This window comes from Bradyrhizobium sp. ARR65, assembly GCF_000472385.1.
GTDB lineage: Bacteria > Pseudomonadota > Alphaproteobacteria > Rhizobiales > Xanthobacteraceae > Bradyrhizobium.
The window spans coordinates 66,056-81,262 of the sequence record NZ_AWZU01000008.1 but is presented as its reverse complement, the minus strand read 5'-3'; the positions used below and the strand labels follow the sequence as shown (position 1 = coordinate 81,262).

Genomic DNA, 15,207 nt, shown 5'->3' with positions numbered 1-15,207 from the left:
CTGCCACGGTTAAGGCCTGAGTACGGCCGCGCCCAGGATCTGTCCTGTTCGAAATTTCGTCAGAACCTCGTTGGCCTGCTCGAGGGGGAAAGCGGTCGTCTGGGTTTTGACCCCGGCTTGCGGTGCGATCTTCAGGAAATCCAATCCATCCTGGCGCGTCAGATTGGCCACCGATACCAACTGCCGTTCTTCCCAAAGGATAGCGTAAGGAAAGCTGGGTATATCGCTCATGTGAATTCCGGCGCAGACCACGCGACCGCTCTTGCGCACAGCTCGCAGCGCCGCCGGAACGAGTTCACCGGCCGGGGCGTAGATGATCGCGGCGTCGAGCGGTTGCTCGGGCCTCGTATCCGATCCGCCGGCCCACACCGCGCCGAGCTGGCGAGCGAATTCCTGCGCAGCCAGGTCACCTTGTCGCGTGAATGCGTAAACCGAGCGGCCCTGCCAAACGGCAATTTGGCAAATGATGTGGCCTGCCGCACCGAAGCCATAAATGCCCAGCCGCTCGGCGTGTCCCGCGATCACCAGCGAGCGCCATCCGATCAGCCCGGCGCAGAGCAGAGGGGCAATCGAAGCATCATCGCCGTCTTCGCCCAGCGGGAAGGCGTAGCTCGCATCGGCGATGGTGTGGCTCGCAAAGCCGCCGTCCCGGGTGTAACCGGTGAAGAGCGGACGGTCGCAGAGGTTTTCCATGCCTTCTTTGCAGAACCGGCAAACGCCGCAGGTGTGTCCGAGCCAAGGTATGCCTATTCGATCGCCAACACGGTGAGTCGTGACAGCAGGGCCGACCAGATCGACGCGGCCAACGATCTCATGGCCGGGAATGATGGGATATTTGATGTCGGGAAGCTCTCCATCGACGACATGGAGATCGGTTCGGCAGACCCCGCATGCACTCACCGCCACGCGGATTTCTCCCTCGCCTGGTTGCGGATCGGCCCGCTGTTGCAATTGAAGGTCGGACCTCGGTCCGGGCAGCACCATCGCGCGCATCCCTGAACTCTCCTCGCCAAAGGCCGTCCGGGTCAGAGAAAGCAGTATACCGGCTCGGATCGGCTTTCTTGACTTCTGTCAAAGCCGCTGACGCAAGAGGGTTGCATATTTAGGGGCGCACCCAAGGTCCTGCGCGTTGGAAGCGATAATATGTTAAGCTGGTACAAACCCACCGATACCACTGATGTCGACCTACCGCTTGAAGGAGCTGCTGTCGCCCCGCTCGGTCGCGCTGGTAGGCGCGAGCCCACGCCGGAACTCGACTGGGCGGGCTATTCTCGGGAATATTTTAAAGGCAAAGTTCGCCGGCCAATTTGGGCTGGTAAATCATCGCTACGCGGAAATTGATGGCATCTCCGCCGTCCGCAGGCTCGACCAGCTATCGTTCGCGCCGGAACTCGTCGTCCTTACGGCCCCGCCGGGCGCGATTCCCGAAATCATCGAGCAGGCGGGAAAGCTCGGCAGCGCCGGCGCCCTGATCATAACCGCCGGCCTTGGCAACGGGCGAGGCTCGCTCGCGGATTTGGCGGAGCGCGCGGCCCAGCGACATGGCATGCGTCTGGTCGGGCCGAATTGCCTGGGCGTGATGATGCCGGGCGCAAGGCTGAATATAAGCTTTGCAGCGCATATGCCCTGTGCGGGCTCGCTGGCCTTGATCTCGCAGTCCGGTGCGATAGCTGCCGGGATGGTCGATTGGGCGGCCCAGCGCGGGGTAGGCTTTTCGGGCATCGTCTCGATCGGCGATCAGCTCGACGTCGACATTGCCGACCTGCTCGATCAGTTCGCGATGGATGGCCAGACCCGCGCGATTTTGCTTTACATCGAGGCAATCAAGGACGCCCGCAAATTCATGTCGGCGGCTCGCGCCGCGGCAAGAATCAAGCCGGTCGTCGTGGTGAAGTCCAGCCGGATGGGGCAGGGCGCCAGGGCGGCTGCGACCCACACCGGAGCGCTCGCCGGCGCCGACGCCGTCTATGATGCTGCATTCCGTCGTGCCGGCATTCTGCGCGTCCCGCACCTTCGCGAATTGTTTGACTGCGCGGAGACGCTGGGACGCCTGGAATCGCCACCAGGAAAGCGGCTGGCTGTCCTGACCAATGGCGGCGGCATCGGCGTGCTTGCGATCGATCGGCTCGTCGAGCTTGGCGGTGTTCCGGCAGCCATTGCGCCGCATACTTTCGAAAAACTCAATGCCGTGTTGCCGCGGACCTGGTCCGGCTGCAATCCGGTCGATATCATCGGGGATGCCGAGGCCGCACGTTACGCGGCTGCTCTCGAACTGCTGCTCGCCGACCCCGGCAATGATGCCGTGCTGGTCATGAATGTCCAGAGCGCGCTGGCGTCGAGCGAGGAGAGCGCTGCCACGATCACCAGACTGGTGAGTGACTACCGAAAGCAGCAGAAACGCTGGGCCAAGCCGATCCTTGCGGTGTGGGTCGGCGCGCAACCTGACATCATCGACACGCTGAGCAGCGCCGGGATTCCCAATTATCCGACCGAAGATGATGCGGTGCGCGGTTTCATGCATCTGCTGCGCCATCGTGAGGTCGTCGACGCACTGATGCAGGTGCCGCCCGCCATGCCGACCACCTTCGCGCCCGATGTCGAGGCAGCGAGACGGATTGTCGATGCGGCGCTCGCCGAGGGCCGGCAATGGCTGGATCCGCTCGAGATCAAGCGGCTGCTCGAAGCCTACGACATCGCGATGGTGCCGACCTTTGCCGCCGCCGACCCGGATCAGGCGGTCGGTTACGCCTCGGAGCTGTTTGCACGTGGCGCAACCGTCGTTTTGAAGATCAACTCACGCGACATCGTTCACAAATCCGATGTCGGCGGCGTCGTGCTCAACCTCACCAGTCCCGACGCGGTGCGCGCCGCGGCCGTCGATGTCATGGCGCGCGCGAAAGCCCTTCGCCCGGAAGCGCGGATCTCCGGTATCATCGTTCAGGCGATGGTGGTTCGAGCCAAAGCGCGGGAGCTGATCCTCGGCTTCACCGACGATCCGACTTTCGGCACCGTCATCGTATTCGGTCGCGGCGGCACCGCTGCCGAGATCATCAATGACAAGGCCCTGGCGCTGCCGCCGCTCGATCTGCAATTGGCGCGCGACCTGATCGAGCAGACCCGCGTCTCACGATTATTGCGCGCCTATCGCGACGTGCCCGCGGTTAAGCACGATGCGGTGGCGATGGCGCTGGTCAAGCTTTCGCAGATGGCCGCCGATATTCCTGAGATCCGCGAGCTCGACATCAATCCGCTGTTGGCGGACGAGCACGGAGTCATGGCAGTCGACGCGCGCGTTGCCGTCGGGCGCGTGGCGCCGAAGTTCAGTGGCGCAGGTCCGGCCAATTTTGCGGTGCGGCCCTATCCGTCGCGATGGGAGCGGCACATTCAGATCAGGGATAGCTGGCGGGTCTTTGTGCGGCCGATCCGCCCCGACGACGAGCCGCTGATCCACGAGCTGCTGCGAAACATCACGCCGAACGATCTGCGTCTGCGTTTTTTCGCGCCCATGAAGGAATTCACGCATCAGTTCATTGCCCGTTTGACCCAACTCGACTACGCACGCGCGATGGCCTTCGTCGCCTTCGACGAGGCGAGCAACGACCTGATCGGCGTGGTGCGCATCCACTCCGATTCGATCTATGAGAGCGGCGAATACGCGATCCTGCTGCGTTCGGATCTCAAGGGCAAGGGATTGGGCTGGGCGCTCATGCAGCTCATCATCGAATATGCGAGATCCGAAGGGCTCAAGACGATCTCGGGCGATGTGCTGCGGGAGAACGCCGTGATGCTCGACATGTGCAGGGATCTCGGCTTCGAGGTGAAGTCGGATCCCGGCGAGGCTGATCTCTGCAAGGTGCGGCTGACGCTGTAACTCACCCGGCTCAGCGATCTAGAGCGGCGGCTATGAGCGCGAATGGGCCAAGGCGCTGCGTGAAAAGGGCGTGGAGGTCCGTATCGTCGACCCCAAGCGGGTCCGCCACGGCTTCTCACGATAGTCGTGATCAAGGGGACAATCAGCGACGGCAGAATCCCGTTCAACGGATGATGAACCATGCTGGAAATTTCCGCCTGCAACGTGCGCGCCTCAAGCTGCAGCGCCTCCAGCGAGCTCGCGTGAATTTCGGTCGCAAGCTCCAATTCGCGTCCCGCCGGAGGCTTGCCTGCCATCGCAAACAGGACCGCCGCAATGGCGAAATTGACAGCGCCCAGGATGACGGCGGCGTAAATGGCATTCAAGGCCTGCACCAGCGCGAAATAGGCGGCGAGCTCCAACATCGCCAATCCGAACGCCGCGACGAGAGCGGCAAACGCGCGCAAGCCGAGACCGACAAGCAGGTGGCGCAGCCTGATATCGGCAATGATCCTGTCCGTCCGCCAAAGCGCGCGAAACTGTTTGACAATTTTCTCGCTATTCACGCTAGTGTCTCCTCAACAGCAGGCCGACGACCACGCCGAGGGTGAAGGCCGAGGCGAGCGAGCTGACCGGACGATCGGCTAGCAGCTTCTCGAGCTGGTCTTCCTCCTGGCCCAACACCTCGCCTAGATCGCTCAGCGCCGTCTTGACCTGGCCGGCGAGAGCCTCGGCGCGGGATTTTGAGCTGTTCAGAATGTCCTCGCTCGCGGCATTCAAGAGGCGCGACAAATCGGCCTTCAACGACTGCAATTCGTCCCGCAACGCGCTCTGTTCAAACATTGCTCGACCTCGCCTTACCCAGAGAAATCCTAAAGGAGCGTGCTGCGGTGCTCTTGAGTTGCCTCAACAGCGTCGCCTGTTGCGGAAGATGGGACCCAATCATCTGAGTTAAGTCATTTGGGCCAAGCGATCTGAGCCAAGCCATTTTGAGCCAAGTCAATTGCGCCGCCGCGCGAAGGCTTAGTAGCTGTGGTGGCTTCGCAATTGCGCGAACGCGACGGCCGCACTGAAGGAAGGTCAAGCCTTGGCATCCGAACCCGTTTTGACAGCTACGCCGTCAGGCAATTTGCTTGAGCTGCGCCCGGAGGGGGCCTGGATTGCGACGAATGTCGCGCGCCTGGAGGATCTCACCGGGGCGGTTGTACCCGAACTCGATCGCTCGGAGACCGCGCGCGTGAACATGGCCGGGGTGGACGAACTGGATACGCTTGGGGCTTGGCTTCTGGAAAAGCTGTCTCGGCGCGCCGCTTCCGCCGGGCATTCGTCCGAAATCATCGGTATTGCCGACAATTATTCCAGCCTGATGGAAGAGGTTCGTCAGGTCAACCGTCACAACCCGGCGCCCACCCCTGCGCCTAATCCGGCCTTGGCGAAACTGGGTGATCTCGGCCGCGCCAGCGTAGGGGTGCGCGCGGACATCGCCGTTTTCATGGAGATGCTGGGGGCATTATTCATGTCCCTTATCGGCGTGATGCGCAGGCCGCGAACGCTGCGCTTCACATCCCTGGTCTATCAGCTCTACCGCGTCGGATGGCAGGCAATCCCGATCATGGTGCTGATCACCTTTCTGATCGGCGCGATCATCGCGCAACAGGGATTTTTTCACTTCCGCAAATTCGGCGCCGAGTCCTATACGGTCGATATGGTCGGCATTCTGGTGCTGCGCGAGCTCGGCGTTCTGATCGTCGCGATCATGGTGGCCGGCCGCTCGGGGAGCTCCTATACGGCCGAGCTCGGCTCGATGAAAATGCGCGAGGAGATCGACGCTTTGTCGACAATGGGGCTCGATCCGATCGCCGTGTTGGTTCTGCCCCGCGTCGCCGCGCTGGTGTGCGCGCTGCCTATTCTGACCTTCATCGGCTCGATGGCCGCGCTCTACGGCGGCGGTTTGGTGGCGCAGCTCTACGGCGACATGTCGCCGGCGATCTATATCGCGCGCCTGCATGAGGCCCTGTCCGTCACCTCCTTCAAGGTCGGCATTCTCAAGGCGCCCTTCATGGCGCTGGTGATCGGGATTGTCGCGTGCAGCGAAGGCTTGCGCGTGCAGGGCAGCGCCGAATCGCTCGGCCGCCAAACCACGACCTCGGTGGTGAAATCGATTTTCCTGGTGATCGTGTTGGACGGCTTCTTCGCGATCTTCTTCGCATCGATTGGAATGTAATCAATGCAGCGGGCAGCAGAGCCTTTCGCGATCCGCGTCCGCGACCTGGTGGTCGGTTTCGGCCGCCAGGTGGTGATCGACCATTTGTCGCTTGATGTGCGCAGAGGGGAGATTCTCGGCCTGGTCGGCGCATCGGGCGGCGGCAAGTCGGTGCTGATGCGAACGATCATCGGGCTGATTCCGCGGTGGGGCGGCGAAATCGAGGTCATGGGCAAGCCAATCGGAGATGCGCCGGATCGCGCTACGCAGAACGTAGCCGGCCAATGGGGAATTCTGTTCCAGCAAGGTGCGCTGTTCTCGTCGCTCACAGTGCGGCAGAACATTCAGTTTCCGCTGCGTGAAAACCTGGTGATGTCGCAGGCATTGATGAACGAGATCGCCACCGCAAAGCTCGAAATGGTCGGGCTCGCGCCGGAAGATGGCGACAAATTTCCTTCTGAGCTGTCGGGGGGCATGACCAAGCGCGTCGCGCTGGCACGCGCGCTCGCGCTCGATCCCGCGATCGTGTTTCTCGATGAGCCGACATCCGGCCTCGACCCGATCTCAGCGGGCGATTTCGACGCGCTGATCAAGACATTGCAGAAGACGCTTGGGCTGACGGTGTTCATGGTGACCCATGACCTTGCGAGCCTGAACACGGTCTGCGATCGCGTGGCGGCGCTGGCCGACGGTAAGATCGTTGCGATCGGGCCTATGCGCGAACTGCTTCAATCCGAGCATCCCTGGGTGCGGGCTTATTTCCACGGCAAGCGCTCCCAGATGCTGCAACCTCGAGCGAGCTGACTATGGAAACCCGCGCTCCTTTCGTCCTGATCGGCGCCTTCGTCCTCGCGGCGATCATCGCTGTCTTCGGCTTCGTCTATTGGCTGAACAATACCGGCGGGCTGGGGCCGCGGACGACCTATCATGTGCAATTTGAGGGCTCGGTGCCCGGGCTTTTGGTGGGCGCCGCGGTTCTGTTCAACGGCATCCGCGTCGGCGAGGTGGCCGAGCTTGCGCTTTCGCCGGACCATCCGCGACGCGTCAACGCGACAATCGCGGTGGCCACCGGGACGCCGGTCCGGCCCGATACCAAGGTCGGGCTCGAGTTCCAGGGCCTCACGGGTATTCCCATCATCGCGCTGGAGGGGGGCTCGCTGCCGCCGCCGAGCCAAATGCTGACATTGGTCGCCGAGCCCGGCGCCGGCCAGAGCATGACTCAGGCGGCACGGGATGCGCTGCGTAAGGTCGATGCGGTGCTGTCAGAGAACGCCGAGCCGCTGAAGGACACAATCGCGAATTTCAAGGTCTTCTCGGAAGGCTTGGCGCGCAACACCGGAAAGCTCGATGGCATCGTCGCAGGGCTGGAAAAGATGACGGGCGGCGGCAACCCCGCCCAGAAGATCACTTACGACCTCCGCGCACCACAAGATTTCCGAGTTCCGGCAAAGGCGCTCAGGGCCCAGCTGGCGATCCCCGAGCCAACCGCCGTGGCCATGCTTGAGACGCAACGCATGCTGTTTTTCCCACCGAAGGACTATCCTGGTTTCGCCGATTTCCTCTGGGCCGACAGTATCCCCAAACTGCTGCAGGCAAGATTGATCGATAGTTTCGAAAACTACGATATCGCGCATGCGCCGTTGCGCGGCGCCGACGTCGGGCAGATGGACTTCCAGCTCCTGATCGATCTCAGGCGGTTTCGGATCGCGACGGATGAGGGGCCCGCGGCGGAGATCGCGTTGTCGGCGAGGCTCATGGACAAGAGCGGCAAGGTAATCGCCTCGCGCCTGTTCGAGCAGAGCCAAAGGCTGGGTCAGATCGAGCCGGCGGCGGCGGTTTCTGCCTTCAACGATGCCTTCGGGCGGATCGCAAACGATGTGATCGAGTGGACCGCGCACGCGCTGTAGCGCCGAGCGATTTGGCGGCGGTCTGTACTTTGGCGCGAATTTCAGTCTGGTCGGACAAGATCGTCCAGTCCCGTCAGCGCGCCCCGTTTTTGTGGCAACCGGACATTCGGCCGGACCCATAGGCCTTAGGAGGTCCAAAATTGCCCTCCCGCCAAGTAGCAGTTCAATTCGACGCGACTTTTCAAAACCTCAACGCTAGCCTTCGCTGTCCGAGGCGCGGCCGGCCTATCCCGGACCGTGCCTGGCGGCGGTTCCACACGGAAGTCCCGCGATTGAATCGTTCACAATTGTCAGCCGGTTTGAACGCTACGGGGCTTGTCGTAAGCTTTTGCGCTCCCAGACTGCCTTGTCGAGCCCGTGGTCTGGTCACTTTTCGGGTCGGGCCGGAGGATGGGCAGAAGCGCCCGGCTTGTCTTGATCGGCCACGTATCCGGACTCTCCAGAGTTGCGGGTCTTAACCCCTTTGTCTGCCTCACGCTGCATCTGCTCGTTGGGCTCGCTTGTCTTGTGCCCCTTGTCTACATCACTGTGCATCTGCTCCTTAGTTTGTTCACTAGGTGCGGCCTGTTGTTGCGCCGTTGCTTGGAAGGCAATCGCGCTTCCGGCAATGACAATCATCACGAAGATTGATGTTCGCATAAGCTCTCCTCCAGTCGGTTGCCAGCAGGCGTAACGCGTACAATCTTCCTGGCTCTCGGCCATTTGCCCTGCCACTCCTTGGAAGAACCGGCCCAGGAAGAGATTAGGGCTTAATCAGTGGGCGAGCTCGAATAGGCGGCTTACGGCTCGGCGGCAGCGAGCCGCGCTTTCTCATCCTCATTCAGTTCGTCCAATTTCTTCAGCTCATTCAGTTCGTCCAATTTCCTCAGATACTCCACCGCCGCCACTTGCAAGACATTGAAGTCATGCTCTCCGGCATCAGAAAGACTGGTGATGTATCGGTAAAGAGCGGAACGACGATCATCAGTTTCATCGACTCCTTGATGGAGCAGCAGGTATGTGCGCCAAGCAAAAGCACAGGCACCTTCTACGGTGCGAGTAGTCATAAGCGTCCTCCAATTTGCTGGACAAACCTGATGGCTCGTTTTCGTTCCGGCGCGTCTCAAACTGGGATCGCTGTTCCGTCGCTGCGCCGCAGGGTAATTGCCGAGCGCCAGTTCTGCTGTGGGCACAAAGTCCGACGACGCGACAAAGCCAGCTATTGGGCGCAAACCGCAGATTCGGCGTCACACCCGCACGTCGCAGAACGGTGACGACGGACATTTTTTCGAGATGATGGATGCTGGTGCGCGTATTCGGCTCCTCTGAGCTTCTCCGGCCGACACCAGTGCTTGCCGTTGTTCAATTCCAGTGCCTTATAGCGGTAAGGTGGTCCGCAAGCGACGAAGCAAATCGCGTCAGCTTCACTAACAGTTTGCGGTGTTATTCCAGCGTTTTCAGATGCGACAGCAGGTCGTGGACCTGGTCGGGACTGAGCACGAATTCCGACATTGCCGGATGTCCGGTTTTGATGCCCTAGGCCAAGGCTTCGCCCAGCGTTTGCACACCATAGCGCAGGTGCAGGGTGCGGAACGGCGGTGCCGGTTCAAACGGGCTGCCGCCGGTACGGCCGATTGCATGGCAGCACACGATCTCATTGACTTGCCGGCAGATTGGCCGGGGAACCGATCGCCGGATTTGATCTGTATCAATCGCCAATTGGGCATTCGACTAAGATGTACCGACGGACGGAATCGGCGGACGCGCATAGCGCCGCCCGACAGCTCGGAGTTATGGATGAAGGCTTTTCTGGCCGCAATCGAGCCCACTGGGCAAACCTGTGCCGATTGCGCCGTACGCCAGTTCAGTGTCTGCGCCGCGCTCGACACGGCGGAGATGCAGGAGTTCGTACATTTCGGCCGCCACGTCCAGTTCGCGGCCTGTGAAACGGTGTTCGCCGAAGAGGAGCTCACCACGTCGTTTTACAGCCTGCTTGCCGGCGTCATGCGTCTCTACAAGCTTTTGCCCGATGGTCGCCGGCAGATTGTTGGATTTTCCCTGCCAGGCGATTTCTTGGGAATGAGCACCTCGGGGCGCAACAACTTCTCGGCCGATGCGATCGGATCCGTCGAAGTCTGCCGGTTCGCGAAAGCCGCCTTTCTTCGCTTTGCCGAGGACAGGCCCCATTTACTGCACCGCATCAATGAGTTGGCCGTCCGCGAATTGAGCCAGGCGCGCGACCACATGGTGCTGCTCGGCCGTCGCTCGGCCGAGGAGAAGGTTGCGACCTTCCTGATCAACTGGCGCGACCGACTGGCGCGGCAGGCCGAGCCTTCCGCGACCCTGTCGTTGCCGATGAGCCGCCAAGATATCGCGGACTACCTCGGCCTCACGATCGAAACGGTCAGCCGGACCTTCACCAAGCTGGAGCGTGACGGCGTGATCGAGATCATTCAAGGCGGCATCCGCCTTTTGGATCCGGCCCGCGCGGAGGCGCTGACGGCCGCGTAGCGAATCCTGCCGGTCGGGCCCCGCGGCTTGATCCGCATCAACGACCATCGCTCTCCACGGGCAATATTTCTTCAGGTTCTTAAGGGGAGATCATGATGCCGTTTGATGCATTGGTCGTGAGTGTTGCCGTCACAGTCGTCTTTGTTGGATTTGCGATCGTGCTCGCCTGGGCCGATCGTCGCACCCGACCGGCTCAGGCGCGGCAGTCGCCGGCACCAAAGCGACGCAGCTTCTAGGCGCAGGCCAGCTCGCTTGAAAGGCCCGAACATGCGGGTGATTGGAGCGGCCTTCTCCCGTGGGAGCGTATACGCTGACGTTGTATGGCCGTAGAAGAGCACGGGGAGATTGTGACCTTCGTGCGTTGACAGCCCTTGAATTCGGCGTGTTCTGCGCCGCCGCCGGGCGCTTTACGGTTGAAAATGACGCGCTCCTTGACTAGGGAAGGGATTGCGTGCCCAGCAGTTCCTCCAGGAGTCCGGCGTGCCCCAGGAAAAGGCAGGAGATGCTCGCCGCCACTCGAGCAGCAAATTATCGGTTCTGCGCGAGCATCCGATCTTCCGCGATCTCGAGCCCGATGCGCTCGACCAGCTCTGCCGCTATGCCAAACACACCGTGTTCAAGCGAGGCGCGACGATATTTTCCGAGGGTGACCCCGGCAACTGCCTCTATGCGGTGATCAGCGGCACGGTGAAGATCAGCACCTCCTCGCCGGAAGGCCGCAACGCGCTCCTCAATCTGATCGGCCCCGCCGAAGTCTTTGGCGATATGGGGGTGCTGTCCGGCCAGCCTCGCAGCGCGGACGCCATTGCCAATACCAATTGCGAGGTCTACGTCATCGATCGCCGCGATTTCCTACCTTTCGTGCGCAGCCAGCCGACGCTCGCGATGAAATTCATCGAGCTGTTATGTGCGCGTCTGCGCCGGACCAGCGAGCAGGTCGAGCAGGTCATACTCAAGGATCTGCCGGGACGGCTCGCCAGCGCGCTCCTGGGCCTGATCGAAAAGCGCAAGCCGGATCCCGGGAGCCATACCATCGCCATTACGCAACAGGAAATCAGCGAGATGGTCGGCATGACGCGCGAGAGCATCAACAAGCAGCTGCGGGCTTGGTCCGCGCGCAACTGGGTTCGGCTCGAGCACGGTGCGATCATCGTGCTGGATGCGTCCGCGTTGCGCGATCTTGCTGAAGCAGGCGCAGGCGGCGACGAGTAGAGCAGTCGCCGAACTGGGCGAAGGGGCGCCAACCTCTGTCGTCATTGCTGCGAGCCAACGGGTCCGCGCAAAGCGCGGCCCGATGACAGGCTCCGCGAAGCAATCCAGGCTCTCTCCGCGGATGCAGTCTGGGTTGCTTCGTCGGTTTCGCTCCTTCGCAATGACGGGCGTAAAGGCGCCGTCCGGTTCTGCAACTTGATCGGCGAATGCTCAAAAGCCGCCTCGGCGGCCTCATCCGCTAGAGATAACCCTCACCGGCTTCCGCGGCAAAGCGGCCGGGATCTCCCTCCCAGACGATGCGCGCGTGCTCGAGCACATAGACACGGTCGGCGTGGGGGAGCGCGAAAGTTACGTTCTGCTCGCCCAGCAGCACCGTGATGGACGTGGTCTGCCGAAGCTTTTCCAACGCCTTGGACAATTGCTCGAGAATGACGGGCGCAAGCCCCAGCGTCGGCTCGTCGAGAATGAGGATCTTCGGCTGCATCATCAGCGCGCGCCCGATCGCCAGCATTTGTTGCTCGCCGCCGGACAAGGTCTGCGCTAGCTGGTCTTGGCGCGCCTTGAGAATGGGAAACAGCTCGAACAGCCAGGTGAGCTGCCGCTCCCTTTCGGCTTCGGACAAATGTTGGCCGCCGAGATCAAGATTCTCGCGCACCGTCATCTCGCCGAACAGCTCGCGCGATTCCGGGCATTGCACGATGCCGGAGCGCGCGATTTTCGCCGGACTGATGCCGCGCAGCTTCTCGCCGTCGCGCACGATGTCGCCGCTATAGGGCAGAAAGCCCGAGATGGCGTTGAACAGGGTGGTCTTGCCGGCTCCGTTCAGGCCGACGATCGAAACGAATTCGCCGTGGTGAATGTGAATGGAGACGTTCTCCAGCGCCTGCGCCTTGCCGTAGCGCACGTCCAGGTTCTTCACCTCGAGCGCCGGCACCGCGTCCTTGAAGCTGGTCTCCGGGCGAGCATGGGTTTCAAGGGCGCCCCCGAGATAGACGCGTCGCACCGTCTCGTTGCGCATCACCTCGTCGGCGCGCCCGGTGACGATTTCCTCGCCGAGATACATCGCAAGCACGCGATCGACCAGCGCGGCCACGCTCTTGACGTTATGGTCGACCAGAAGCACGGCGCGTCCCTCGTCGCGGAAGCTGCGGATCAGCTCGGAGAAGGTGCCAACCTCCGCCAAGGTCAGGCCGGCAAAGGGCTCATCCACCAACACAACTTTGGGGTCTCGCGCGATCGCCTTCGCAAGCTCAAGCCGACGCAGATCGGCGAACGGCAACGTCGGCGGTTTGCGATTGACGACCGGGCCGAGACCGACGCGCTCGGCGATCCATTTGGCGCGTTCGGTCAGCGCCTTGTCGGGAAACAGCATGAAGAGGCTGTCGGGAAGCAGCGCGACCATGATGTTCTCCAGCACGGTCTGCCGGTTCAGTGGCCGCGAGTGCTGAAACACCATGCCAAAACCCTTGCGCGCGATCTTGTGTGCGGGCAGGCCCGCAAGGTTTTCGCCCTCGAAAGTGACTTCGCCCGCAGTCGGCCGCTCGATACCCATGATGGACTTCATGGCGGTCGACTTGCCCGAACCGTTGGGGCCGATCAGGCCGAGGATCTCGCCGTCGTGCAGGTCGAGGCTGAGGTTCTTCACCGCGGTGAGGCCGCCAAAGCGCTTGACCAGACCGCGGACTTGAAGCGTGGGGCGGGAGTTGATGCGGGCATCCATCACGAACGGGCCTCGCGCGAGAGGGCAGCTCCGAGGAAGCCGCCGGGAAAGAACAGCACGACCAGGAGCGCCACGAAGGAGACGATGAAGGTCGCAAGCTCGCCAGTCGGGCGTAGGAATTCGCCTGCTACGATCAGGAAGATCGCGCCGAGCGCCGCGCCCAAGACGGTGCGGCGGCCGCCCAGCACGGCTGCGACGATCACGTTGACGCCGACGGCGACGTCGACCACGGTCCCGACCGATGCGGTGCCGAAATAGAACACCAGCAATGCGCCTGACAGCCCCGAGAAGAACGCGCTGACGATAAAGGCGAACAGCTTGTGCTTGACGATATTGAAACCGAGCGCGCCGGCCTGGACCGGATCCTGGCCGCTTGCCTGCAGCACGAGGCCGACCGGCGATTGCGACAGGCCATAGAGGATAGCTCCGCTGATGGCCATGAAGCCGAGTGCGATCCAGTAGTTGATGTTCGCGCTGATAGTGATGACGTCGGGAATGGTGAGGCCGATCTCGCCCCCGGTGAGTTCGGCGAACACCACGACAAAATTCTGCAGCATCAGCACGGCCACGAGCGTAGTCAGGCCGAAATAGGGGCCGCGGACGCGCAGCGCCGGAAGGGCCAGCACGAAGCCGGCAATCACGGCCGCCATCGCGCCGAGAAAGATGCAGAGATAAACGGACCATCCATACTGATTGTTGAGGATGCCGGCCGTATAGGCGCCGACCCCGATCAGGAAGGTCGGCCCGAAATTGACCTCGCCGGCGAAGCCGAACAAAAGGTCCCAGGCCATCGCGAACACGCCGAAATAATAGGCAACCGTGAGCAGGCCGAGCACATAGCCGGAGACGTAGAGCGGCAACGTCGCTGCGATGGCGATCACGAGGATCGAAACCAGGAACAGCCGCGATTTGAAGAAATCGGTCATGCTCATCGCCTCCCCAGCAGGCCTTGCGGCCGGATATACATGACGAAGACCAGGAGCAGCAGGGCCGGGATGGTCCGGTAGGCGGGCGAGATCAGATAGGCCGTGACGGTTTCGAGGTAGCCGACCACGAAGGCCGCGATCAGCGAGCCTGACACGCTGCCGAGCCCGCCCAGCACCACGATCGAGAAAGCGCTCGCCGTGAGCGGGCCGACGCTGTAGGAGCTGACGCCTAAGAACATGCCGAGCAGGACGCCGGCGATGCCGGCAAGCACGCCGTAGATCGCCCAGACCACCAGGTAGATGTTGTTGAGTTCAAGCCCGAGCAGGGTCACGCCACGCGGGTTCATCGAAGCGGCCAGCACGGCTTTGCCGGTGCGAGTACGGTTCACCAGGAACCACAACAGTCCGATTACCAGCCAGCAGACGATCGCGGTGAAGATTTCATTTCTCGGCGTGCGCACGCCGAAAATGTCGACGACGCCTTCCACGATCGGGAGCACCGTCTTCGCATTGTTGGTGAAGAAATACGCGATCAGCTCCTGGATCATGATCCCCCAGAGCAGCGTTCCCGTGAGGACGAAGATCTCCTTCTCCTCGTTGGGGATGCGCTTCGATTTCTGGATCGGCTGCACCACCGCGAAATAGGTCGCAAAAGCAGCAATCAGGGCGAATGCGACCCCGATCAGCGCGCCGGTATAGGTGTCGGTGTGCAGCATGCTTGCGGCAGCCCAGGCCGCCACCGCCGCCAGCACCATGATGGCGCCGTGCGACAGATTGAGCACGCCTGAAACGCCGAAGATGAGGGTGAAGCCCGTCGCGCCCAGCGCATACAAGGCACTGACGGCGAAGCCGTCGATCAGGATCTGTAAAGCAAGCATCTAAATTCGGCCGCGGCAACG

General features: G+C 62.0%; 14 protein-coding genes and 2 pseudogenes. 7 read left to right on the top strand and 9 right to left on the bottom strand.

What is annotated here, in order from left to right:
* Nucleotides 1-9: 9 nt before the first annotated feature.
* Nucleotides 10-993: a zinc-dependent alcohol dehydrogenase family protein gene (locus F758_RS0111885; protein ID WP_024508068.1), complete on the bottom strand. Its 984-nt coding sequence runs from the start codon at nt 991-993 to the stop codon at nt 10-12.
* Between the two features lie 184 nt (nt 994-1,177).
* Here F758_RS0111885 and F758_RS0111880 point away from each other — a divergent pair, with 184 nt between their 5' ends.
* Entirely contained in the window at nt 1,178-3,871 is a 2,694-nt protein-coding gene (locus F758_RS0111880; protein ID WP_024508067.1) for a bifunctional acetate--CoA ligase family protein/GNAT family N-acetyltransferase, read from the top strand.
* 110 nt (nt 3,872-3,981) lie between these two features.
* On the opposite strand, the pseudogene F758_RS51745 reads toward F758_RS0111880, so the two are convergent.
* Nucleotides 3,982-4,416: pseudogene (locus F758_RS51745) on the bottom strand (phage holin family protein); the annotation flags it as partial.
* Nucleotide 4,417: 1 nt separating this feature from the next.
* Nucleotides 4,418-4,693: a hypothetical protein gene (locus F758_RS0111870; RefSeq protein WP_024508065.1), complete on the bottom strand. Its 276-nt coding sequence runs from the start codon at nt 4,691-4,693 to the stop codon at nt 4,418-4,420.
* A 244-nt stretch (nt 4,694-4,937) separates the two neighbouring features.
* Here F758_RS0111870 and F758_RS0111865 point away from each other — a divergent pair, with 244 nt between their 5' ends.
* From F758_RS0111865 to F758_RS0111855, 3 genes are read left to right on the top strand one after another with little or no spacing between them, the layout of a single operon-like run.
* A complete protein-coding gene (locus F758_RS0111865) occupies nt 4,938-6,074 on the top strand; it encodes an MlaE family ABC transporter permease (RefSeq protein ID WP_024508064.1) in 1,137 nt (378 codons plus the stop codon).
* Between the two features lie 3 nt (nt 6,075-6,077).
* Complete coding sequence (locus tag F758_RS0111860) at nt 6,078-6,857, top strand: ABC transporter ATP-binding protein (protein WP_024508063.1); 780 nt, start codon at nt 6,078-6,080, stop codon at nt 6,855-6,857.
* Nucleotides 6,858-6,859: 2 nt separating this feature from the next.
* Nucleotides 6,860-7,960: an ABC-type transport auxiliary lipoprotein family protein gene (locus F758_RS0111855; protein WP_024508062.1), complete on the top strand. Its 1,101-nt coding sequence runs from the start codon at nt 6,860-6,862 to the stop codon at nt 7,958-7,960.
* 366 nt (nt 7,961-8,326) lie between these two features.
* Here the strand turns inward: F758_RS0111855 and F758_RS0111850 are convergent, their stop codons facing one another.
* From F758_RS0111850 to F758_RS51740, 3 genes and pseudogenes are all read right to left on the bottom strand, one after another.
* Nucleotides 8,327-8,599, bottom strand: coding sequence for a hypothetical protein (locus F758_RS0111850; RefSeq protein WP_157449970.1), 273 nt, complete (start codon nt 8,597-8,599; stop codon nt 8,327-8,329).
* A gap of 140 nt (nt 8,600-8,739) precedes the next feature.
* Nucleotides 8,740-9,006, bottom strand: coding sequence for a hypothetical protein (locus tag F758_RS0111845; protein ID WP_024508060.1), 267 nt, complete (start codon nt 9,004-9,006; stop codon nt 8,740-8,742).
* Between the two features lie 376 nt (nt 9,007-9,382).
* A pseudogene (locus tag F758_RS51740) lies at nt 9,383-9,583 on the bottom strand (c-type cytochrome); the annotation flags it as partial.
* Nucleotides 9,584-9,736: 153 nt separating this feature from the next.
* Here F758_RS51740 and F758_RS0111835 point away from each other — a divergent pair.
* The 3 genes from F758_RS0111835 to F758_RS0111825 all read left to right on the top strand — a co-directional run bounded on the left by F758_RS0111835 (nt 9,737) and on the right by F758_RS0111825 (nt 11,662).
* A complete protein-coding gene (locus F758_RS0111835; protein WP_024508058.1) occupies nt 9,737-10,450 on the top strand; it encodes a helix-turn-helix domain-containing protein in 714 nt (237 codons plus the stop codon).
* 92 nt (nt 10,451-10,542) lie between these two features.
* Nucleotides 10,543-10,686: a hypothetical protein gene (locus F758_RS50790; protein ID WP_198026476.1), complete on the top strand. Its 144-nt coding sequence runs from the start codon at nt 10,543-10,545 to the stop codon at nt 10,684-10,686.
* 244 nt (nt 10,687-10,930) lie between these two features.
* Complete coding sequence (locus tag F758_RS0111825; protein ID WP_024508057.1) at nt 10,931-11,662, top strand: Crp/Fnr family transcriptional regulator; 732 nt, start codon at nt 10,931-10,933, stop codon at nt 11,660-11,662.
* A gap of 238 nt (nt 11,663-11,900) precedes the next feature.
* On the opposite strand, the gene F758_RS0111820 is transcribed toward F758_RS0111825, so the two are convergent.
* Genes F758_RS0111820 through F758_RS0111810 form a run of 3 tightly spaced genes read right to left on the bottom strand, consistent with a single transcriptional unit; the run spans nt 11,901 to nt 15,186 of the window.
* Nucleotides 11,901-13,382 carry an ATP-binding cassette domain-containing protein gene (locus F758_RS0111820; RefSeq protein ID WP_024508056.1) on the bottom strand — a complete coding sequence of 494 codons (1,482 nt, stop codon included), beginning with the start codon at nt 13,380-13,382 and terminating at the stop codon, nt 11,901-11,903.
* Nucleotides 13,382-14,308, bottom strand: a complete 927-nt coding sequence (locus tag F758_RS0111815; protein WP_024508055.1) for a branched-chain amino acid ABC transporter permease — start codon at nt 14,306-14,308, stop codon at nt 13,382-13,384. The genes F758_RS0111820 and F758_RS0111815 overlap by 1 nt, the downstream gene beginning before the upstream one ends.
* Before the next feature lie 2 nt (nt 14,309-14,310).
* Nucleotides 14,311-15,186, bottom strand: coding sequence for a branched-chain amino acid ABC transporter permease (locus F758_RS0111810; protein ID WP_024508054.1), 876 nt, complete (start codon nt 15,184-15,186; stop codon nt 14,311-14,313).
* Between the last annotated feature and the right edge of the window lie 21 nt (nt 15,187-15,207).

Excerpts from the sequence above, each read along its gene's own strand:
- F758_RS0111885 (WP_024508068.1), bottom strand. The coding sequence starts at position 993 with ATGCGCGCGATGGTGCTGCCCGGACCGAGGTCCGACCTTCAATTGCAA.
- F758_RS0111880 (WP_024508067.1), top strand. The coding sequence starts at position 1,178 with ATGTCGACCTACCGCTTGAAGGAGCTGCTGTCGCCCCGCTCGGTCGCG.
- F758_RS0111870 (WP_024508065.1), bottom strand. The coding sequence starts at position 4,693 with ATGTTTGAACAGAGCGCGTTGCGGGACGAATTGCAGTCGTTGAAGGCC.
- F758_RS0111860 (WP_024508063.1), top strand. The coding sequence starts at position 6,078 with ATGCAGCGGGCAGCAGAGCCTTTCGCGATCCGCGTCCGCGACCTGGTG.
- F758_RS0111855 (WP_024508062.1), top strand. The coding sequence starts at position 6,860 with ATGGAAACCCGCGCTCCTTTCGTCCTGATCGGCGCCTTCGTCCTCGCG.
- F758_RS0111850 (WP_157449970.1), bottom strand. The coding sequence starts at position 8,599 with ATGCGAACATCAATCTTCGTGATGATTGTCATTGCCGGAAGCGCGATT.
- F758_RS0111845 (WP_024508060.1), bottom strand. The coding sequence starts at position 9,006 with ATGACTACTCGCACCGTAGAAGGTGCCTGTGCTTTTGCTTGGCGCACA.
- F758_RS0111835 (WP_024508058.1), top strand. The coding sequence starts at position 9,737 with ATGAAGGCTTTTCTGGCCGCAATCGAGCCCACTGGGCAAACCTGTGCC.
- F758_RS50790 (WP_198026476.1), top strand. The coding sequence starts at position 10,543 with ATGATGCCGTTTGATGCATTGGTCGTGAGTGTTGCCGTCACAGTCGTC.
- F758_RS0111820 (WP_024508056.1), bottom strand. The coding sequence starts at position 13,382 with ATGGATGCCCGCATCAACTCCCGCCCCACGCTTCAAGTCCGCGGTCTG.
- F758_RS0111815 (WP_024508055.1), bottom strand. The coding sequence starts at position 14,308 with ATGACCGATTTCTTCAAATCGCGGCTGTTCCTGGTTTCGATCCTCGTG.
- F758_RS0111810 (WP_024508054.1), bottom strand. The coding sequence starts at position 15,186 with ATGCTTGCTTTACAGATCCTGATCGACGGCTTCGCCGTCAGTGCCTTG.